Origin of the sequence: Corynebacterium hindlerae, from assembly GCF_014117265.1 — a bacterium.
Lineage (GTDB): Bacteria > Actinomycetota > Actinomycetes > Mycobacteriales > Mycobacteriaceae > Corynebacterium > Corynebacterium hindlerae.
Genome location: NZ_CP059833.1, coordinates 1 through 19,905, shown reverse-complemented (window position 1 = coordinate 19,905; position 19,905 = coordinate 1). Strand labels below are relative to the sequence as shown.

The window sequence follows — 19,905 nt, the reverse complement described above, 5'->3', positions numbered from 1 at the left end:
ACAAACTCCTTTTATGCCTGTACGCCGAATGGCTGGGTGAAACGGACATCGCCTTCGACCATGTCTCGCATGTCGGACAGTCCGTTGCGGAACTGCAGGGTGCGCTCTAGCCCCATACCGAACGCAAAACCGGTGTAGATTTCAGGGTCAATACCCGCGGCACGCAGCACGTTCGGGTTAACCATGCCACAGCCGCCCCACTCAATCCATCCGGCGCCGCCCTTCTTATTCGGGAACCACACATCCACCTCGGCCGAAGGTTCGGTGAACGGGAAGTAGTTGGTACGCATCCGGGTGCGAGTTTCTGGGCCGAAGAGGGTCTTGGCCAGGTGATCCAGGGTGCCGCGCAGGTGAGCCAGCGTCAGGCCCTTATCGACGGCTAACCCTTCAATCTGGTGGAACACCGGGGTGTGGGTGGCGTCCAGCTCATCAGTGCGAAATACGCGTCCTGGGCAGGCAATGTAAACCGGAACATCGCGGGACAGCAGGGTGCGGACCTGCACTGGAGAAGTGTGGGTACGCAGCACCTGCTTAGAACCCTCGACAGAAACATGGAAAGTGTCCTGCAGAGTACGCGCTGGGTGGTCCGGGAGGAAGTTCAGGGCATCGAAGTTGAAGTACTCTGCCTCGACCTCTGGGCCTTCTGCGATTTCCCAGCCCATGCCGACGAAGATGTCAGCAATCTTCTCCGACAGCTGGGTAATGGGGTGCATAGCGCCCTGACGACGGGTGGTTGGGACGGTAACGTCGACCCGCTCCGCGATCAGCACCTCTGCGTTGCGCTTTTCCTCGAGTTTGGCCTTCACCTCACCGTAGATTTTCTCCATGCGGCCTCGGGCCATGTTCACTAACCGACCAGCGTCTTTTCGCTGCTCTTTCGGGATGCTCCCCAGGGAGCGACGCGCCATTGGGATGGGTGCGTCGTCGGCGAGGTGCTCCTTGCGAGCCACCGCGAGCTCCTCCAGGTCCTGTGCCTGCTGGAATGCCTTTTCAGCGGCCTCAGCTAAGGCTGTGAGGTTGCTTTCCGTCAACTCGATGTCGCTCACCAAAAATCCCCTTGGTTCGAAAAATAAAGTGCTAACCCAAGTACTATACCGCGAGCCTGATTATGCCGATGACCGACCGCAGCCTGGGCAGGCGAAACCGGAAAACGGGGGATCCTTATCCGGCTGGAAGAGTCCATACCTGATCATGCTTCCAGGATTGAACCAGGTGGCGGGGTTGAAATTCGCCCGCGGTCTTCGCTGCGGGTCCACACTGTCCGGTGGTATGAACAACAAGTGTCCGGTCTCGGAGCAGATCGTCCAGTATTTTCCTGGATTGTTCTGCTGGTCATCAGTGTTTCTGTGGGTACGGTGTCCGAGCAACCCCATGTTGGCGGCAGTCGAGCGTCCCCCACGGCTCCACGCCCACCAATGGTGAATCTCGCACAACGCGGCCGGGAGATCAGAACCCGGGGTCATGTCGCCGCCTTGGGAGGCAACCAGCCCGAGGTATGCGTAGACATCGGCAGCTCGTTTGGTACGACCGAGCTCAATCAGGTTCCCGGTGCCGTCGTCCAAGATGGCGAGGAAAGCGTTCGAGTCCGCGCCGAGCCTAATGAGGTCCGGAATAGGCAGCAACGTTCCGACGTCGGTCGGCACGATCCCCGCTGCCCGGTGAAGCTGTTCGAGTGTCATAGTGGCGACCACCGTGGAGCAGCCCCGAGTAGGTGGCATGCCACCTTTACGATGCAATGCTGTCTTGAGTGCTGCCACTAGGGCGTCGTGACGCCGTTGGCCAGCGGTGCGGGAGTCGGCTTCCTTCTCCCCTTCTGGCAGCAAATCGCCCGGCCCCGCATAGTCGGCAAAAAGCCGATCAAGCAGGCTCTTTAATTCTGGTGTGATATCGCCGCTGAGCGTGGACATTAAATCGGCCTTTTGGGGAGAGACCTTAATATTGCGTCGACGCTGGCGGTCCGCATCACTCGGTGGGTGCTCTGCGTTTAACCCTTGTAGCACCTTGATACCCGCTTTGCGCAAGTCATCCGGTGCGAGTGTCTCAGCGAGCTGCGCAAGCATCCGTTCGACTTGTGCCACAGACTCATCCGGCGTGTGTTCTGGAACCTGGTCAAGCACCTTCGAAATTTCGATAGCCGAGGCCATGCCGAAACTCGCCTGTGCAAAGCCCTGGGCTGTCTCCGGCATCCGAGCAGTGATCGGATCGGAGTTGTCTAGTCCTGCGGGCGTATCAAACAGTTCTTCAGATAGCTTCACCGCGTCTTTCAACTCACGACGACTGAACCTACCGGCATGCATAAAGTTATTGAAGCTGTTGCGATTTCCAGGTTTTAACGTCTCTTCTTCCCGCAGCAGCCTAATCATGCCCACCGTGGTCAGCTCCGCCAACCGCGTAATCTGACGGAGCTCCAGCAGCATCTCCGTGAGATCATCGAATCTGGCTGACTGGTCGCAAAGCAGAGCCTGTGCCTGGGCCAGGCTGTGGCGCGCCTGGCCCAGTAAGGTACTCATCTGCGTTGCGTTCTGCATGACCTCAACATAAAGCAAGGCCCAGACATGGCCACCCCCATCCATTCGAACACTGCTGGTAAACTACCATTTACGGCTACCCCCGTTCGTTCGAACAATCCTGCCAGATTTAGAACATGCATTAACCTCCGAGCCGCCGCACCGCTTCTTCCAGCACCTCGTCCTGTTTGCAGAACGCGAACCGCACCTTGGTGCGCCACTGCTCTGGGTGGTCGGTGAACACCTGGAGCGGGATTGCCGCGACCCCTGTTTTCGCAGGTAGATTCATGCAAAATTCCACGCCGTCGCACCCCACATCGGCCACCACATAGTAGGTTCCGGCGGTATCGTAGACACGAAATCCGCTGGCGGACAGGCCGTCGGCAAGCAGCGTGCGTTTGCGCTCCAGGTCGGCGACCATCCCGCGCACCCACTCGCCTTCCTCGCGCAGGGCGTGGGCGACGGCGGGCTGGAACGGCGTGGCGCCGACGTAGGACATGAATTGCTTCGCCTTGACGACGCCGTCCAACAGTTCCTCTGGCGCTATCGCCCAGCCGGTTTTCCATCCCGTACAGTTGAAGGACTTGGCCGCGGAGGAGACGGTGATGGTGCGTTCCCACATGCCCGGCAGCTCGGCTACTCGGGTGTGCTGGGAGCCGGTGAATACGAGGTTTTCGTACACCTCATCGGAGAGAACGAGCAGGTCATGGCGCACGCATACTTCTGTAAGCTGCCGCATATCCAGCACGGCGCCGGTTGGGTTGTGGGGCGAGTTCACGATGATCATCGCAGTGTTGTCGGTGATCGCAGCTTCGACGGCGGCGACGTCAATCATCCAGGTGTTACCTGATTCAGCGAGCGGCACGGCCACGCGGGTGGCTCCTGCCAGCGCAATCGCGGCGGCGTAGGCATCGTAGTAGGGCTCGAGCACGATCACTTCTTTGCCCGGCTCCACCAGCCCGAGCACGGTGGCGGTGATCGCTTCGGTGGCACCCACCGTGATCAGGACGTTGTTTACTGCCACTGCCCTGGCGTCGGCTACCGCTTCACGCAGCTCAGGCACCCCCATGCCAGGCGCGTATTGATTGTTGCCGTTCGCGATCTCTTCCCGAGCGATCTCCAGCATGCGAGCCGGCCCGTCGGAGTCTGGGAACCCCTGACCCAGGTTGATGGCGCCATGTTTGACAGCTTCGGCTGTCATGGTGGCGAAAATAGTCTCTCCAAAAGGTTGCAATCGAGATACGGTCATTGCGCTTGCGCCTTCGCGGATTCGTACATGCAGATCGAGGCTGCGGTGGCCAGATTTAGGGATTCAGCACGACCGCGGATAGGGATGCGGACCCGGTAGTCTGCCTTGTCCAAGATTTCTTGCGGCAGGCCGTGGGCTTCATTGCCGAAGAGCCAGGCGGTGGGCTTAGTGAGGATCTCTTGGGCGTCGTCAAGGCTGAGCTCCCCGTCCGCGCAGGTAGCGATGACCTGCAGGTCACGCGCCTTGAGCGTGTCGAAAATCGCCTGGAAGTTATTCTCCCGCATCACGGGGATGTGGAACAGCGAACCCGCGGACGAACGTACCGCTTTGGGCCCCTGTGGGTCTACCGAGTCGCCGGCGAAGAGGACGGCGTCGGCCCCCATGGCGTCGGCCACGCGGATCAGCGTGCCCGCGTTGCCAGGTTCCGCGGTGTGCACCGGCACCATCACCAGGCGCGGTTTACCCCGCATGACCTCCTTCATTGGCCACAGCACGGGTTTACATACGGCGAAGATTCCAGTGGTGGTGACAGTGTCGGCGAGGGCTTTCGCCGCCCGCTCCGTAATCGGGTGCATGTACACATTCATGTGACCGGCAGCGGTGAGCAGTTCCTCAAAACGCGCGGCGGCTTTTTCCGTCACGAACACATCCTGCGCCGCGCCAGTACTGACTGCTGCTTCGACGGAGTTTTCTCCCTCAACGAGGAAAAGGCCGGCCTTTTTTCGGCCGGCCGTTTTCAGCAACTTAGCTGCATTTACGACGCGCGGAGTGCGTTCCGTGAACGCCTGCTCAAAGTCCAGATTCATGGACTCCAGGGTAGCAGGCTACTTCACGGTGATCGTAGAGTCGGTCCAGGTGAGCTTACCGTCGCCATCCACGACCTTGATCTTCACCGTGTAGGAGTCGCCGCTCTTAGCGTCCCCGCCCGCACTAACGGTGAGGATGCCATTTTCAGCAATGGTGACGTACCAGCCCTTAGGGATACCGGCTTGGGAAATGTCGTAGCCGAGGTCTGGATTGGTGTCTCCCTGCGGGTTGACCTGCACAGAGCGTCCCGGCTCCACGGTGGCGTCCTCATAGGTGACCTGTGGCCCATCGGAGTCAGCGGGTGGCAGCGCTGAGTCGGCGTTGCCGTCCTCCGAGACCGTGAAGGTAACTTCGGTCCACTCGACGTGACCGTCAATGTCAACAATCTTCACGCGAGCCGTGTAGCTGTCGCCATTCTTGGCATTCGGTGCGGCCGATACCGTGAGTTCGCCGTTGTCCTCGTTGATGGAGACGTACCAACCTTCGGGAATTCCGGACTGGTCAAAGTCGGCACCCGCATCCTCAGGAAGAGGCGTGGCCGGCGCGACGGAGACGGAGTGACCAGGGCGAACCTGCTGGTCTTCATAGTGCACCTGCTTTTCGACGGCCATGGCTGGAGCCACGAACCCGCCGGTGATCGGTGCGGACATGCCCAGCGCGAGTGCAGCTGCAGCAAGCTTGTGAAGTTTCGACATATAACTGGTCCTTTCTGGTCTTGATGTCGGAACACACACTACCTTACTGCAACTCGTTTTCATTAGGCTGGCAATATTCTGTGTATTTCACGTCACTGAATTTTAGGTTCACGCGTCAACTAATGCAGGATTACTGTTGTATTAGTTTTTCGCCAACATTTGAAAAGACCGCCCATGGTCAAGGAAATGTACGGAGTCCTCGCGCGCGTGTTTACCGTGGTCTTAGCCCTCATCGGCATCGCTGCCATCTACGGTGGTGTGTTCGCACACGGCTTCGTCACCGATCAGCTGCTCCAAGAAAAGATCAGCATGCCTGGCGAACAGGCCATCAGCGCCCTCAAAGACGAGGCTTCACAGGAAGCACTCAAGCCACACCAGGGTGACATGATGTCCACCGGCCCCCAGGCAAAGGTGTACGCCGACAACTTCATCTGGCAGCACATGATGAACTCCTCCGATGGCAAGACCTACCAGGAAATGGGCGACGTCATTAAGGAAGCGAAGAAAAACGGAGCATCGGAAGAGGAAATCAAGAAACTGAACGACACCCGCGATCAGCTCTTCAAGGGCGATACCCTCCGCGGAATCCTGCTCAATGCCTACGGTTGGTGGCTCGTGGGGTCCATCGCCATCTGGGCCGGCGTCGGCCTCATCGCGATCGCCGTCATCCTAGCCATCCTCGGATTCTTCGTTCTACGTACAAAACGGGCCTAACAACAAAAAATCGGAAAGCAGACTGTGCTTTCCGAATTTTTATGTAGTTGTTAACGCTTCAGCGGAATCCCTTGGGAATCCCGGTCGTAGGGCGAGTTACCAACCAAAATCAGGATGAATTCGATGAACGCCCAAATCCCAACCACGAAGATGAACAAGAATCCAATCAAGAGCCAGGAAGTAAAAACGCCGATCAGCGTCAGGACCAGCTGAGTCACTCCCCTGCTGGAGTAGCCCAAGTAGAAGTTGTGGACACCGAGGCCTCCCAGGAAGAACGCCAGGAGAGCAGCAGCCAACATGCTCTTCTGCACTGGGGCGTACTGTTGCGCCTGCATCGGCATGTGCTGGAATTGCTGCGGTTGTGGAACCGCAGGCTGCTGGAATTGTTGTTGCTGCTGGAAGGGGTTGGGCGTGTTCTGAATCGGCAGCCCGTCTTTGTCATAGCCATCGAAGGGGTTCTGAGGGTAAGTCACGACCTAAACCACTTTCCTGTTACATGTTTTCTTTGACAGAGATATTCAACCTTACAACCTCCCAGTGGGCAAACCACCGGGCATTAGTAGGCCCCCGGATTTAGCGTACCGATGGGATTCTCAACGCTCGGATCGTCCCATCCGTACGCCAAATTTCGCACCTATACCCGAAAAACCCGCCCTCGTTAGAATCGGGGCGGGTTTGTTAGCGAGCTTAAGCTGCAGGAGCGTTAACGTCCTCAGGCAGTGCGGCCTTGGCAGCCTCGCAGATTGCGGAGAATGCAGCGAAGTCGTTGACGGCGAGCTCGGCGAGGATCTTGCGGTCGACATCGATCTCAGCAAGGCGCAGGCCCTGGATGAGGCGGTTGTAGGTGATGTCGTTCATGCGTGCAGCTGCGTTGATGCGGGTGATCCACAGGCGACGGAACTCGGACTTGCGCTTACGGCGGTCGCGGTAAGCGTAGGTCATGGAGTGGAGCCACTGCTCCTTAGCCTTACGGTACAGGCGGGAGCGCTGACCACGGTAGCCCTTGGCGGACTTCAGGATCTCGCGGCGCTTCTTCTTGGCGTTCATTGACCGCTTGACACGTGCCATTGAATTACTTCCTTAACTGTCGAAAAAGTGTATGGGGTGAAAAGTGGTCTGGGCTTAAGCCATGCCCAGCAGGCGCTTCATGCGCTTTTCGTCGGACTTAGCAACATCCGTGGTGCCCTTCAGACGACGGGTACGGGTGGACGGCTTGCCTTCGAGCAGGTGGCGACGGTTTGCCTTTTCACGACGCAGCTTGCCGGAGCCGGAAATCTTCACACGCTTAGCGGTGCCCTTGTGGGTCTTGTTCTTCATTTAAGTTGTCCTTACCAGAAAGATTCGGTTACTTCTTGCCCTTGCGCAGTGGGCCGATGACCATGGTCATGTTGCGGCCGTCCTGCTTCGCCCGAGCCTCGATGGTGCCGTATTCAGCAACGTCGTCGGCCAGACGTTCCAGGAGCCGGAAGCCAAGTTCAGGTCGGGATTGTTCACGACCACGGAACATGATGGTGACCTTGACCTTGGATCCCTTTTCCAGGAATCGGATCACGTTATTCTTCTTCGTCTCGTAATCGTGATCGTCGATTTTTGGACGAAGCTTCTGCTCCTTGACCACAGTCTGCTGCTGGTTCTTTCGAGCTTCGCGGGCCTTCTGGTCCTGCTCATACTTGAACTTGCCAAAGTCCATGATCTTGACCACAGGTGGCTTCGCGTTTGGTGCAACCTCGACGAGATCGAGGTCTGCATCGTAAGCAAGCTTGCGTGCGTCCTCAATGCGGACGACACCGACCTGTTCACCGTTTGGACCTACAAGACGTACCTCGGGAACCCGGATACGATCGTTGATGCGAACTTCAGCGCTGATGTGTACTCCTCAAGTAGCAGTAAATAACGTGGTACCGCGTGGCTTGAAGTGTCGATTCCCCCGAGCACTCACGACAAATACCCGCGCGACTGAAACGTCGTGCGGGAGATCCGCGAGCTGAAAGCTCATTTGTGACCATTATCCAACCTGATGTCAGGCGGCTTCTGGTGGGAGGGACCTCCACTTGCGGCCTGCACCCAAGCAAGAATGGGTGCGAGGCGGTAGCTCTCATAACTTAGCACGTGGTTTGTAACAGTTCAAATCATTCCACTGCAGCTTCGCATTAGCTGATTTAAACTTTCCCTCATGAAACTTAATGATTCCGACCAGGAGCGATTGCGCAACATTGCCGACAAGCTCAATGACGCCGAAACTGCCCTCGACGACATCCGTAAGGACCTGTTTACTATGTACGAGTCATCACAGCCTGAAGAGGAAATGAACGCGCCACCGGTCCAGCCAGAACCAGAACCCCAACTTGCACCTGAGCCGGAGCCGGAACCGGAACCCGTGGCACTGGCCGTCGACAAGCCTGCGCCCGTCGCGAAAGAAGCACCTCCTCCTTTTTGGCAAGACGAGCAATTCGTAATCAGGGCGGTCGCTGTCGGTGGTGTGCTGATCACCCTCGCGGGTGTGAGCCTCCTGATCGCACTAGCGATCCAAAACGGGTGGTTGGGACCACTCGGCCGCGTCATCGGTGCATGGCTGATTGCTGCGCTGCTGTTGGGTGGCGCTGTGGTCGTGCGGCGTCGTGGCCTGGCGAAAGAAGGTCTGTACGCCCTGACCACAGCGTCGCTGCTCACAAGCTCACTCACCACTATGGCTACCGTGAGCATGTTGGGGTGGTGGCCACCGATAGTTGGTGCCAGCGTGCTCGTCGTGCTGTTGGCGCTGTTTTCCAGCCTGGCCAGGGCCTGGGACGACGAGATGATGTTGAACATAACCATCGTCTCAGGGTTCATCATGTTCTTCTTGTACCTCACCAGTGGTGATTTCTTCACATTCCCGGTGATCGCACCAGCACTGTTTATCGCGGTGTGCTCCATGCAGAAGCGTTGGACTTCCTCCCGAAACCTCGCTGCGCTGATTGGTCCGGTGGCTATCCCCGCTGCGTTGTATCAGGACGGATTCCCTCTCTCAATGACCGTGATTATCGGCGTAGCCGTGTTTGTCAGTGTGGCTCTCCTCGACGAGTGGGGCGATCCATCCGACCTCAACCTTGGGTTTACCTCCCCCATGGTGATGCTCGGCATCGGTGCCCTGTTATCCGAATCCTTCCTCGAACTCACCGTCATGGTGGCCACCATTGCGGGCTTCACCATCCTTGCAGTGCTGTTCTACAACAAATACGCAGTATTCCCACTGACAATGCTGCCACTGGTATATCTCCTGTGGTGGTCCCGTGCCTCAGCTCTCGGCGCTGGGGTGATCCTGGAACGCCCAACCCTGGTGGCTGTGTACTTTGTGGTCTTTTCTGGGCTCGCATGGTGGATATCCCGACACAACAACTACAACTGGTACCCGTGGGCGTCGATGTTTGGCATCGGCATCCTTTTGACCAGCGAACTTGGCAAAGCCGTCCTCTTCAAGAAACCACTGTGGCTCACTGATCACATCGCGCTGGTGCAAGCCATCGCAATCCTGGTGTTCATGGTGACCATCTTCTTGGTGCGCCACGCGTTCCAGCGGTACCCCATCGCAGCTCAGGTCATCATCGGAATCGCCGGCCTCCACTTAAGTGCCCTCGTCATCGTCACCGTTACCACCTACCTGTTCAGCTTGCTGGGAGAAAACAGCATGTGGCTGGGCTACCTAGTGGGCCACGCACTGGTATCCATCTCCTGGATGCTGCTCGCAGCCTACATCCTGGTGGTCACCAATGCGTTCAGCCGTTCCACGTCCCTGGCGGTCGGCTTGATCTTGGCGATCGCGTCCGTCGTGAAGCTGGTGTTCTTCGACCTGGGCACCCTGGAGGGCGTGCCACGCGTGATCGCCTTCTTGATCTCCGGACTTGCGCTGCTGGCGATTGCGTCGCTGCGGGCAAAGAAAACGAAATCCTTGAACGCTTAGAGCAGTTCCTTCAGGAAGCTACCGGTGTGCGAGCCCTCCACCTGGGCGACGTCCTCCGGGGTTCCTTCGGCCACCACTGTGCCACCGCCCGAGCCGCCCTCTGGCCCCATGTCAATGACCCAGTCGGCGGCTTTAATCACGTCCAGGTTATGCTCGATGATGACCACCGAGTTGCCCTTATCCACCAGCCCCTGGATCACCAGCATGAGCTTGCGAATGTCCTCGAAATGCAGGCCGGTGGTCGGCTCATCCAGGATGTAGATCGTCCGCCCCTTGGAACGCTTTTGCAGTTCCGAAGCGAGCTTCACTCGCTGCGCCTCGCCACCCGACAACGTGGTAGCCGACTGGCCCAGGCGCACATATCCCAGCCCCACATCCACCAGCGTGTTCAGGTAGCGGTGAATGGACGAGATCGGCTCAAAGAATTCCGCGGCTTCGGAGATTGACATGTCCAACACCTCGGCGATGTTCTTGCCCTTGTAGCGCACTTCCAGCGTTTCGCGGTTGTAGCGCGCCCCATTGCACACCTCACACGGCACGTATACGTCGGGCAGGAAGTTCATCTCAATCTTGATGGTGCCGTCGCCGTGGCACGCCTCGCAGCGCCCGCCCTTGGTGTTGAAGGAGAACCGGCCCGGCTTGTACCCGCGAACTTTAGCTTCGGCGGTTTCCGCAAACAGGGTGCGGATCTTGTCGAATACGCCCGTGTACGTCGCCGGGTTAGAACGCGGCGTCCGGCCGATCGGACTCTGGTCAACCTGCACCAGCTTGTCCAGGTGTTCGAGCCCTTCGACGCGCTTGGCACGACCCGGCACTTGCCGCGCTCCGTTGAGCTCGTTAGCGAGGGTCTTGGCCAGGATTCGGTTGATGAGCGTGGATTTTCCGGAGCCGGACACGCCAGTAACGCAGGTGAGGACACCGAGCGGGATGGAGACGTCGATGTCATCGAGGTTGTTTTCCCGCGCCCCCACAATCTTCAGCATGCGCTCTGGGTCCACCTCGCGCCGCTGCTCGGGAACCCCGAGGATTCGGCGCCCAGACAGGTAGGCACCCGTGAGTGATTCTTCGCAGGTGAGAATTCCTTCTGGGTCGCCCTGGTAGACGACCTCTCCGCCATACTCGCCAGCACGCGGCCCGATATCGACCAACCAATCCGCCGCCTTGATGGTGTCTTCATCGTGTTCCACCACAATCAGGGTGTTGCCGATGTCGCGCAACCTCTGCAGCGTGGCGATCAGCCGCTGGTTATCCCGCTGGTGCAGGCCGATGGAGGGCTCGTCAAGGACATAGAGCACACCTGCCAGTCCGGAACCGATTTGCGTGGCGAGGCGAATGCGTTGCGCCTCACCACCCGACAGCGTCCCCGCCGAGCGCGACAGGGTCAAATATTCCAGCCCCACGTCCAGCAGGAACTTCAGCCGGGCATTAATCTCCTTCAGCACCGCGCCGGCAATAATCTCCTGCCGCTTGTTCAAACGCAGGGTGGACAGGAACTGGGCGGCGTCGGCGATGGACAGGTCCGTTAGCCCCGCGATGGATTTTTCCCCTTCCTCAGAGGCCAAGCGGACGGACAAAATTTCCGGCTTCAAGCGTGCCCCGTTACAGGTGGGGCACGGCACGTCCCGCATATAGCTCTGGTAGCGCTCCTTGGACCAAGCGCTTTCAGTTTCCTCCGCCTTGCGGTGCAGGAACGGGATGACGCCTTCGAACGGGGCAGACCAGTTGCGGACCCGACCGTAGCGGTTCTTGTACCGCACCGACACCACGTCCTTGGAACCGTGCAGGACCTTCTTCTGCTGCGCCGCGGTGAGCGCCGAATATGGCGTCGTGGGATCCACCCCGATGGACTCAGCGAACCCTGCGATCAGTTTGTCGAAGTATTTGGAATTAGGCGAGGAGGTCCAGGGCTGGATCGCGGAGTTCAACGGGGCGTCCGGATCCGGAATGATCAGCTCGATGTCCACCTCCTGCTTGGTGCCGAGGCCGTCACAGGTCGGGCATGCGCCGTAGGGCGAGTTGAAGGAGAACGCGCGAGGCTCCAGCTCGTCCACGGTCAGGATGTGGCCGTTGGGGCAGGACATTTTCTCAGAGAAGCGACGGAATTCGCCCGTGTCGACGAACTCGATTGCGACAACGCCGTCGGCAAGCTGCAGTGCCGTCTCCACCGAATCGGTGAGGCGTTGCTGCTGGCTTGCTTTGACCTGCAGGCGGTCCACCACCACCTCAATATCGTGCTTGATCTGTTTCTCCAGCTTCGGCGGGTTCGACAGCTGGTGCACCTCACCATCGACGCGCACGCGGGAGTAGCCCTGGGCGGCCAGATCCGCGAACAGGTCAACGAACTCACCTTTTCGGGTGCGCACCACCGGCGCGAGCACCTGAAATTTCCGCCCCTCCTCCATGGCCATGACTTGGTCCACGATCTGCTGTGGGGTCTGCCGCTCAATCGTCGCGTCGCACACCGGGCAGTGCGCGGTACCGGCCCGCGAGAACAGCAGGCGCAGGTAGTCATACACTTCGGTGATCGTGCCGACAGTCGAGCGGGGGTTGCGGTTCGTCGACTTCTGATCGATTGACACCGCCGGCGACAGGCCATCGATGAATTCCACGTCCGGCTTGTCCATCTGCCCCAGGAACATGCGGGCGTAGGAGGACAGCGACTCCACGTAGCGACGCTGTCCCTCCGCGAAGATCGTATCGAACGCAAGCGAAGACTTCCCCGAACCCGATAGGCCCGTGAACACAATCATGTTGTCCCGAGGAAGGTCGATGTCGACGCCCTTGAGGTTGTGTTCCCGCGCGCCGCGTACGATCAGGCGATCAGCCACTTGTGGATACCCTTCATTCGTTGTCTAGTACTCAGACCAACAGTACCCTGTTGAACCATGACCCTAATCCTCGACCGCATCTCCGTCTCCGACTTCGACAACAACTGCTACCTGCTGGTTGACGGCACCAACGCCATGCTCATCGACGCCGCCGATGACGCCCCAGCCCTCCTCGCACTCGCGGACAAACACGGCGCCCGCATCACCCACGTCGTGACCACGCACCGGCACGCCGACCACGTCAGAGCCCTGCCAGCCGTCCTGGAGGCCACGGGCGCCACCCACATCACCTCCTTCCTCGACGCCCCGGCCCTACCCGCGCCCGCCGACATCGAGCTCAACCACGGAGACACCTTTAGCTTCGCCGGCCACGACTTCACCGCCATCATCCTGCGCGGACACACCCCCGGTGGCCTCGCCTTCGCCGCCACCATCGACGGCGCCACGCACCTGTTCGTCGGCGACTCCCTCTTCCCCGGTGGGGTCGGCAAAACCAACAACGAAAACGAATTTCAGCGGCTGTTCACCGACGTAACCACGCGGCTTTTCGACGCCTTCCCCGACGACGCCATCGTCCACCCGGGGCACGGATCAGACACCACTATCGGCGCTGAACGCCCACATCTGGCCGAGTGGGCCGAACGCGGCTGGTAAAACGTGGCTATCATGGGGACCACGCAACAAGAAAAGGAGCTAACCAACTAATGATTCGAAAAATTGCCCGCCCCATGCTCGCTTCCGCTTTCATCGCTTCCGGCGCCGACATGGTGGTGAACTCCGATGAACACCGTGAGGGCACCCAAGAGATGCTGGCTAAGCTGCGTGCGGTCGTGCCAAACGAGTACGCCAAGTACCTTCCCAAGGATGCGGACACTGTGACCAAGGCGCTCGGTGGCGCCCAGGCTGCCTCCGCGTCCCTACTGGCCATCGGCAAGGCTCCTCGCTTGTCCTCCGCTGTGCTCGCCGCGATCACCGTCCCGACCATGCTGTCCCGTTACGCTTTCTGGGAAACCCAGGACGCTAAGGAAAAGTTGGATCGTCGCAACGGCTTGATCACCAACACCGCCCTGCTCGGTGGCCTGATGATTGCCTCCGCCGACACCCAGGGCAAGCCTGGCCTGGCCTGGCGCGCAGAACACGCCACCAAGGTGGCGAACAAGAAGATCCAGGCCGCGCTGCCATCGAAGTCCGAGCAGAATGAGCTGGCAGAAAAGTTCCACGACATCGTTGACTACATCGACGACAACAAGGATGACTGGCTCGCCCGCGCCCAAAAGAACTCCGAGGTAGCTAAGCACAAGCTGGTCGCAGCAGCCGCAGCTGCACAAGAGAAGGCCAACGAGCTGCAGAAGATCGCCGCCGAGGAAGCTGGCAGGGCCCAGAAGAAGGCCGCTAAGTCCGCCGCCGTCTACCAGAAGAAGGCAGAAAAGGCGACGAAGAAGGCGCAGAAGAAGCTGAAGAAGTACGATATCTAACAGCTTTACTCTTTTAAAGCCGCCCGCCCGGGCGGCTTTTAGCTTTAAAGGGAAGGTCATGAGCGAAATCGCAGCAGAGCAACGCTATGTGGATGAGCTGTTCCAGCGCATCGACGACGACGTCGCCCAATCCGACGCCAAGCTCAAAGAAGTCATGCTGCGCGTCGACCGCGCCGAACCCGACGCCGAAGCCCTCGTCGAACGCGAAACCGAATATCACGCCCTGAACGCCAAACTGGACAAGCTGACGCTCGCGCAGTTGGGGCTGGTGTTTGGCCGGATCGACATCGCCTCCGACGACATCGAGAATCCCGTCCCGGGGCGCCCCGACCTCGAACGCCGCTACATCGGGCGCATGGGCATCGATGCCAGGGAGGACAACTACCGGACGTTGCTGCTGGATTGGCGCGCTCCCATGGCACGGCCATTCTATTTGGCTACCACGGCTCAGCCACTGGGCGTCGAGAAGCGGCGACATATCCGCACGACCGGCCGCACCGTCGTGTCCGTCGATGACGAAGACCTCACCGAAGGCGGCGACGACCACGGCGTAGCCAGCGAATCAGCGCTGGCCAAGGCCCTGAACGCGGCGCGAGGCGCCCACATGAACTCCATCGTGGAGACGATTCAACGCGAACAAGACGAGATCATCCGCGACCCGCATCGCGGCGTCATGGTCGTCGAAGGGGGGCCGGGCACCGGGAAAACCGCCGTGGCGCTGCACCGCGTCGCTTACCTGCTCTACACCTGGCGCGAACAACTCGCGAAGACCGGCGTGCTCGTCATCGGCCCCAACCCAGTCTTCCTCGACTACATCTCACACGTCCTCCCCGAACTCGGCGAAACGGGCGTCGTTCTGTCCACCATCGGCGACCTCTTCCCCGGCGTCACCCCCACCGCCACCGACACCGACATCGCCCGCGAGGTCAAGGGCAGCCTGGAGATGGTGTATATTCTCAAAAAAGCCGTCCAGCAGTACCAGCAAGTCCTCCCCGACCAGCCCCTACGCATCGGCAGCATCACCCTCACCTGCACTACCGCGATGATGAAGTCGGCCCGCACCCGCGCCCGCCGCAGCCGACGCCCGCATAACGACGCCCGCCCCATCTTCACCGACACCCTCCTCGATCACCTCGCCCGCGCCCTCGGCGACCACATCGGCGCCGACCCCCTCGGCGGTAAGAACCTCCTCTCCGCCGGCGACATCGCTGAGCTCCACGACGAACTTGCCGATGAGCCCGCCATCCAGCAACTCATCGACGCCCTCTGGCCCACCCTCACCCCTCACGACGTCCTCCTGGAGCTCCTCACCGACAAAGACCGCATCGCGACCGTCGCCGACGAATACGACGAAGAAACCCAACAAGCCCTCTACCGCGACACCCCCGACTGGACCCCCACCGACGCCGCCCTCCTCGACGAACTCACCCAGCTCATCGGCCTCCCCGCCGAAGATGCCGACGACGCCGACTGGGCCGCCAAGATCGAAGAAGCACAGGAAGCCCTCGACATCCTGCAAGGTTCCGCCGTCCAGGACATCGACGACGGGTTCGACGCCGAAGTCCTCCTCGCCCACGACGTCATCGACGCCGAAACCCTCGCCGCCCGGCAGCGCACCCGCGACTACCGCTCCACCGCACAGCGCGCCCGCGAAGACCTCACCTGGGCGTACGGGCACGTCATCGTCGATGAGGCACAAGAACTTTCGCCGATGGAGTGGCGGATGGTCATGCGCCGCTGCCCGTCTCGTTGGATGACGCTCGTCGGCGACACCGCCCAGACCGGATCACCCGCGGGCGTTGACTCCTGGGCCGAGACGTTGGAGCCCTTCGTCGGCTCCCGGTTCGTGCGCCGCGAGCTGACGGTGAATTACCGGACGCCGCGGGCTATCGCGGACTATGCGGCCCAATACGCCCCATCGAGAACTCCGGCGACGTCGATCCGGGAGGGGGAGCCGGTGCGGTTCGGGGCTATTGCTGACTTGGCTGATTACCTCCCTTCCGATGGCCGGTCTTATGCTGTGATCCGCCCTGGCGAGGTGGAAAAAGTTAAAGGCCTGGAGTTCGACCACGTAATCGTGGTGAATCCAGACCTCATTGCCGCTGGCACGCAGGGCACGCAGAATCTGTATGTGGCTCTCACGCGCGCCACGCAGACTTTAACGGTGCTTACTTAGCCGGCGACCGTGTGAACGATCATGACGTCGCAGTTCGACTGACGTGCTACGTCCGCCGGGACGGAGCCCAGGAGGCGGCCGGTCAGGGAGTTAATGCCACGGTTGCCGACGACCAGCAGGTCAGCATCGTTGTCCGTGACGATCGCCATCAGCGCCTCCACCGGGGTGCCCGGCTTGATGACAGTTTCAATCTTCGTCGCGCCGATCTCCTTAGCTGCCTCGGCAGCCTTGTTCAGGTTTTCCTGCGCAGGGTCGTTACCGAGGACGGTGACGGAATCCTGGCGGAGGGTCTTGTTGGCGTCTTCTTTGGTCTCGTAGTAGGCACAGCCGATGATCAACGTCGCATCAAATGCGGCGGCGATTGCTGCTGCCCGCTGCACAGCCAAAAGGGAAGACTTCGATCCGTCAGTGCCGACGACAATCTTGGTGTACTGGCTCATATGTTGACCTCATTCGGATAGGAGAATGTACTTAAACTGATTTTACATACGGACTAGATTCCGGCTTCATTCAAACCGCGTAGCTCCTTTTTCAGATCGAGAATTTCATCACGTAGCCGGCCCGCGAGCTCGAATTTCAGCTCACGCGCAGCGGCTCCCATTTGGGCGGTCAGGTCGTCGATAAGCTGCTTAATTTCGCTCTGCGCCATCGACGACGTGTCGCGCTTCTCGACGACCACTGCCGCGTCACCCGTGCTCTCCTCGACCATCTCCAGGATGTCCGCGATCTTCTTGCGCAACGGCTGCGGATCAATACCGTGCTCGGTGTTGTAGGCGATCTGCTTCTCCCGGCGGCGCTCCGTCTCCTCGATAGCGTACTGCATCGACTCCGTGATCCGGTCTGCATACATGTGTACCTCGCCGGAGACGTTGCGGGCCGCGCGGCCGATCGTCTGGATGAGGGAGGTGGTGGAACGCAGGAACCCCTCCTTGTCCGCGTCCAAAATTGCGACGAGCGACACCTCCGGCAGGTCGAGGCCCTCGCGGAGCAGGTTGATGCCGACCAGGACGTCGTATTCGCCGAGGCGGAGCTGGCGCAGCAGCTCCACGCGCTGCAAGGTGTCGATGTCCGAGTGCAGGTAGCGCACCCGTACCCCGTTTTCCAACAGGTACTCTGTCAGATCCTCGGCCATCTTCTTCGTCAGCGTGGTGACCAAGACGCGCTCGTCCTTCTCCGTCCGCAGCCGAATCTCATGGATGAGGTCGTCGATCTGGCCCTTCGTCGGCTTCACCACCACCTTCGGATCCACCAGGCCCGTCGGGCGGATGACCTGCTCCACGAACTCGCCGCCCGTGGCCGCTAGCTCATACTTGCCCGGGGTCGCCGACATGTACACGCACTGGCCTTTGCGCGCGTCGAACTCTTCCCAAGTGAGGGGCCTATTATCCAGCGCGCTCGGCAGACGGAAGCCGAAATCGACCAGATTTCGTTTCCGGCTCGCATCGCCCTCATACATCGCGCCGATTTGGGGGACGGTGACGTGGGATTCGTCTATGATGGTGAGGAAGTCTTCCGGGAAGTAATCAATCAGGGTGGCCGGTGCGGATCCCGCCGGGCGGCCGTCGATGTGGCGGGAGTAGTTCTCGATGCCACTGGTAAAGCCGACTTGCTCGATCATTTCGATGTCATATTCGGTGCGCATCCGGAGGCGTTGGGCTTCCAGGAGTTTCCCGCGGTTTTCGAAGTCCGCGAGGCGCTCGGCCAGTTCCTCCTTAATCGCCTGAATCGCTTTTTCCATCCGCTCCGGGCCGGCCACGTAGTGGGTTGCAGGGAAGATGCGCAATTCGTTGACCTGGCGAATGACGTCGCCGGTCAGCGGGTGGATGTAGTAAAGGGTGTCGATCTCGTCGCCGAAGAACTCGACCCGCACCGCGAGTTCCTCGTAGGCAGGGATGATGTCCACCGTGTCGCCTTTCACGCGGAACGTGCCGCGGGTGAATGCGACGTCGTTGCGGGCGTACTGGATATCAACGAGGAGTCTGAGGAACCTGTCGCGCTCAATCTCCTCCCCGGTTTTCAGCTGAACCGACCTGTCCAAATAAGACTGCGGCGTGCCCAGGCCGTAAATGCACGACACCGAACTCACCACGACGACGTCGCGACGGCTCAGCAGGCTCGATGTCGCCGAGTGCCGCAGCCGCTCCACATCCTCATTGATCGACGAGTCTTTCTCGATGTACGTATCACTCGACGCGATATACGCCTCCGGCTGATAGTAGTCGTAATAACTCACGAAATACTCCACCGCGTTGTTCGGTAACAACTGTCGCAACTCGTTCGCCAGCTGCGCCGCCAGCGTCTTATTCGGCGCCATCACGAGCGTCGGCCGCTGCATCTTCTCAATCAACCACGCCGCCGTCGCCGACTTACCCGTACCCGTGGCGCCCATCAGGACAACGTCCCGCTCCCCACGATTCAGCCGCTCACTCAGCTCCTTAATCGCCTGCGGCTGATCACCACTCGGCTCAAACTCCGAAATAACCTCAAACCGCGCATCACTACGCTCAATGTCCTCGGGCCGATGCTCCGATACCGGAATCAAAGGATGTTCTGCAGGGAAAGCCATGCCGTTTAGCCTACCCTCTGTGGAAAACCGAAGTTATCCACAGGCGCCACGCTTTACGACGCCCACTTCCCCTCCCGCTCGGCTACCTTCACAGCCATGTTCTCCGAATTCGCCGCAGCCCATGCCCCAGGCATCGCCATCCTCGAAGACTGCGCCCGCCACGCACGCCTCATCGGCATTTCGGACCTCGCCCACCAATCCGGCATGTCGGAAACCTACATCCGTAGCCTCCTGAGCACCTACAAACGCCTCAAAGACCACGCCGACGCCGCCACCGGAATCCCCGTCCACATCCTCGTCCTCGTCGCCCGCTGGGCCAAGAAGATGCAGCCCGAAGCCATCCCCACCCTCCTCGCAGCCGTCCGTGGCCGCTCCTACGACGAAGCCGAAGACCACCTCCGCGCCGCCGTCAACGAATATGGCAAACCGGCTCTTCCGGTTTTAGAGTGCGTTGATCTTGTCCTGTAGTTGTCCGGAGTGGATCAGGCACCGCAAGATGTAGTGGTTGAGGTTTCGGAATCCCAGGGCGATCCCCCGTAGGTGCTCGAGCCTGCCGTTGATGGCCTCGACCGGCCCGTTGGACGCCCCGATATCGAAGTAGGCGAGCACATCTTCCCGCCGACGCCACAGGGTTCTCCCGAGTTGAGCCAGCTCCTCCAGACCTTTCGGCAAGCCTTTGCGCAGGGTGGTGATGATCCGTTCCAACAACTTCTTGCCTTCTGATTTCTGCGGGTGCCCGTATGCTGTGATCAGGTCCTGGTAGAACATCCAGGTGACCTCGAGTGCCACGTAGTCATCGTCGGTGGCCCACAGCATGTCCAGGCGTTGTTTCTGCCGCTCGGTGAGGTAGTTCGTCCTGGTCAACAGGGTGCGACGGTACTTATACAGCGGATCATCTTTGCGTCCGCGGCGTCCGGTGGTCTCTCGTTGGAGTCGTTGCCGGCACCCGGT

At 60.0% G+C, this 19,905-nt stretch carries 18 protein-coding genes and 1 pseudogene; 6 read left to right on the top strand and 13 right to left on the bottom strand.

What is annotated here, in order from left to right; translation table 11 throughout:
- Positions 1–11: 11 nt before the first annotated feature.
- From pheS to HW450_RS00075, 5 genes are all read right to left on the bottom strand, one after another.
- Positions 12–1,046, bottom strand: coding sequence for a phenylalanine--tRNA ligase subunit alpha (pheS, locus tag HW450_RS00095; protein WP_182386017.1), 1,035 nt, complete (start codon positions 1,044–1,046; stop codon positions 12–14).
- Between the two features lie 60 nt (positions 1,047–1,106).
- Complete coding sequence (locus HW450_RS00090; RefSeq protein WP_182386016.1) at positions 1,107–2,528, bottom strand: DUF222 domain-containing protein; 1,422 nt, start codon at positions 2,526–2,528, stop codon at positions 1,107–1,109.
- A 121-nt stretch (positions 2,529–2,649) separates the two neighbouring features.
- The gene (locus HW450_RS00085) at positions 2,650–3,756 is read right to left on the bottom strand and encodes a pyridoxal phosphate-dependent aminotransferase (protein WP_182386015.1); all 1,107 of its coding nucleotides are present in this window, start codon (positions 3,754–3,756) and stop codon (positions 2,650–2,652) included.
- Complete coding sequence (locus HW450_RS00080) at positions 3,753–4,562, bottom strand: TrmH family RNA methyltransferase (protein WP_182386014.1); 810 nt, start codon at positions 4,560–4,562, stop codon at positions 3,753–3,755. The genes HW450_RS00085 and HW450_RS00080 overlap by 4 nt, the downstream gene beginning before the upstream one ends.
- An 18-nt stretch (positions 4,563–4,580) precedes the next feature.
- On the bottom strand, positions 4,581–5,258 hold the full coding sequence (locus tag HW450_RS00075; RefSeq protein ID WP_182386013.1) for a YPDG domain-containing protein: 678 nt from the start codon (positions 5,256–5,258) through the stop codon (positions 4,581–4,583).
- Between the two features lie 174 nt (positions 5,259–5,432).
- On the opposite strand from HW450_RS00075, the gene HW450_RS00070 reads away from it, so the two are divergent.
- Complete coding sequence (locus HW450_RS00070) at positions 5,433–5,972, top strand: hypothetical protein (RefSeq protein WP_182386012.1); 540 nt, start codon at positions 5,433–5,435, stop codon at positions 5,970–5,972.
- 50 nt (positions 5,973–6,022) lie between these two features.
- On the opposite strand, the gene HW450_RS00065 is transcribed toward HW450_RS00070, so the two are convergent.
- From HW450_RS00065 to infC, 4 genes are all read right to left on the bottom strand, one after another.
- Complete coding sequence (locus HW450_RS00065; protein WP_232843277.1) at positions 6,023–6,445, bottom strand: NINE protein; 423 nt, start codon at positions 6,443–6,445, stop codon at positions 6,023–6,025.
- Positions 6,446–6,659: 214 nt separating this feature from the next.
- Positions 6,660–7,040 carry a 50S ribosomal protein L20 gene (rplT, locus tag HW450_RS00060; protein WP_182386011.1) on the bottom strand — a complete coding sequence of 127 codons (381 nt, stop codon included), beginning with the start codon at positions 7,038–7,040 and terminating at the stop codon, positions 6,660–6,662.
- 54 nt (positions 7,041–7,094) lie between these two features.
- Positions 7,095–7,289: a 50S ribosomal protein L35 gene (gene rpmI / locus HW450_RS00055; RefSeq protein ID WP_182386010.1), complete on the bottom strand. Its 195-nt coding sequence runs from the start codon at positions 7,287–7,289 to the stop codon at positions 7,095–7,097.
- Positions 7,290–7,317: 28 nt separating this feature from the next.
- Positions 7,318–7,821 carry a translation initiation factor IF-3 gene (gene infC, locus HW450_RS00050; RefSeq protein WP_232843397.1) on the bottom strand — a complete coding sequence of 168 codons (504 nt, stop codon included), beginning with the start codon at positions 7,819–7,821 and terminating at the stop codon, positions 7,318–7,320.
- A 324-nt stretch (positions 7,822–8,145) separates the two neighbouring features.
- Here infC and HW450_RS00045 point away from each other — a divergent pair, with 324 nt between their 5' ends.
- Positions 8,146–9,909: a DUF2339 domain-containing protein gene (locus tag HW450_RS00045; RefSeq protein ID WP_182386009.1), complete on the top strand. Its 1,764-nt coding sequence runs from the start codon at positions 8,146–8,148 to the stop codon at positions 9,907–9,909.
- Here the strand turns inward: HW450_RS00045 and uvrA are convergent.
- Positions 9,906–12,737: an excinuclease ABC subunit UvrA gene (gene uvrA / locus HW450_RS00040; RefSeq protein WP_182386008.1), complete on the bottom strand. Its 2,832-nt coding sequence runs from the start codon at positions 12,735–12,737 to the stop codon at positions 9,906–9,908. The two genes, HW450_RS00045 and uvrA, sit on opposite strands and share 4 nt — an antisense overlap.
- A gap of 57 nt (positions 12,738–12,794) precedes the next feature.
- Here uvrA and HW450_RS00035 point away from each other — a divergent pair, with 57 nt between their 5' ends.
- The 3 genes from HW450_RS00035 to HW450_RS00025 are packed head-to-tail and all read left to right on the top strand — an operon-like array spanning position 12,795 to position 16,388.
- Complete coding sequence (locus HW450_RS00035; protein ID WP_182386007.1) at positions 12,795–13,391, top strand: MBL fold metallo-hydrolase; 597 nt, start codon at positions 12,795–12,797, stop codon at positions 13,389–13,391.
- Between the two features lie 50 nt (positions 13,392–13,441).
- Positions 13,442–14,212: a DoxX family protein gene (locus HW450_RS00030; protein WP_182386006.1), complete on the top strand. Its 771-nt coding sequence runs from the start codon at positions 13,442–13,444 to the stop codon at positions 14,210–14,212.
- 58 nt (positions 14,213–14,270) lie between these two features.
- Entirely contained in the window at positions 14,271–16,388 is a 2,118-nt protein-coding gene (locus HW450_RS00025; RefSeq protein WP_182386005.1) for a HelD family protein, read from the top strand.
- Here the strand turns inward: HW450_RS00025 and HW450_RS00020 are convergent.
- Both HW450_RS00020 and uvrB read right to left on the bottom strand, forming a co-directional pair.
- A complete protein-coding gene (locus HW450_RS00020) occupies positions 16,385–16,828 on the bottom strand; it encodes a universal stress protein (protein WP_182386004.1) in 444 nt (147 codons plus the stop codon). The genes HW450_RS00025 and HW450_RS00020 overlap by 4 nt on opposite strands.
- Before the next feature lie 53 nt (positions 16,829–16,881).
- Entirely contained in the window at positions 16,882–18,954 is a 2,073-nt protein-coding gene (gene uvrB, locus HW450_RS00015) for an excinuclease ABC subunit UvrB (RefSeq protein WP_182386003.1), read from the bottom strand.
- Positions 18,955–19,050: 96 nt separating this feature from the next.
- Here uvrB and HW450_RS00010 point away from each other — a divergent pair, with 96 nt between their 5' ends.
- Positions 19,051–19,422, top strand: coding sequence for a hypothetical protein (locus HW450_RS00010; RefSeq protein ID WP_182386002.1), 372 nt, complete (start codon positions 19,051–19,053; stop codon positions 19,420–19,422).
- Here HW450_RS00010 and HW450_RS00005 read toward each other — a convergent pair.
- A pseudogene (locus HW450_RS00005) lies at positions 19,396–19,896 on the bottom strand (transposase); the annotation flags it as partial. The gene HW450_RS00010 and the pseudogene HW450_RS00005 overlap by 27 nt on opposite strands.
- Positions 19,897–19,905 lie beyond the last annotated feature (9 nt).

Excerpts from the sequence above, each read along its gene's own strand:
- rplT (WP_182386011.1), bottom strand. The coding sequence starts at position 7,040 with ATGGCACGTGTCAAGCGGTCAATGAACGCCAAGAAGAAGCGCCGCGAG.
- HW450_RS00090 (WP_182386016.1), bottom strand. The coding sequence starts at position 2,528 with ATGCAGAACGCAACGCAGATGAGTACCTTACTGGGCCAGGCGCGCCAC.
- HW450_RS00045 (WP_182386009.1), top strand. The coding sequence starts at position 8,146 with ATGAAACTTAATGATTCCGACCAGGAGCGATTGCGCAACATTGCCGAC.
- HW450_RS00020 (WP_182386004.1), bottom strand. The coding sequence starts at position 16,828 with ATGAGCCAGTACACCAAGATTGTCGTCGGCACTGACGGATCGAAGTCT.
- uvrB (WP_182386003.1), bottom strand. The coding sequence starts at position 18,954 with ATGGCTTTCCCTGCAGAACATCCTTTGATTCCGGTATCGGAGCATCGG.
- HW450_RS00025 (WP_182386005.1), top strand. The coding sequence starts at position 14,271 with ATGAGCGAAATCGCAGCAGAGCAACGCTATGTGGATGAGCTGTTCCAG.
- HW450_RS00075 (WP_182386013.1), bottom strand. The coding sequence starts at position 5,258 with ATGTCGAAACTTCACAAGCTTGCTGCAGCTGCACTCGCGCTGGGCATG.
- HW450_RS00085 (WP_182386015.1), bottom strand. The coding sequence starts at position 3,756 with ATGACCGTATCTCGATTGCAACCTTTTGGAGAGACTATTTTCGCCACC.
- HW450_RS00030 (WP_182386006.1), top strand. The coding sequence starts at position 13,442 with ATGATTCGAAAAATTGCCCGCCCCATGCTCGCTTCCGCTTTCATCGCT.
- HW450_RS00080 (WP_182386014.1), bottom strand. The coding sequence starts at position 4,562 with ATGAATCTGGACTTTGAGCAGGCGTTCACGGAACGCACTCCGCGCGTC.
- HW450_RS00035 (WP_182386007.1), top strand. The coding sequence starts at position 12,795 with ATGACCCTAATCCTCGACCGCATCTCCGTCTCCGACTTCGACAACAAC.
- HW450_RS00070 (WP_182386012.1), top strand. The coding sequence starts at position 5,433 with ATGGTCAAGGAAATGTACGGAGTCCTCGCGCGCGTGTTTACCGTGGTC.
- HW450_RS00010 (WP_182386002.1), top strand. The coding sequence starts at position 19,051 with ATGTTCTCCGAATTCGCCGCAGCCCATGCCCCAGGCATCGCCATCCTC.
- rpmI (WP_182386010.1), bottom strand. The coding sequence starts at position 7,289 with ATGAAGAACAAGACCCACAAGGGCACCGCTAAGCGTGTGAAGATTTCC.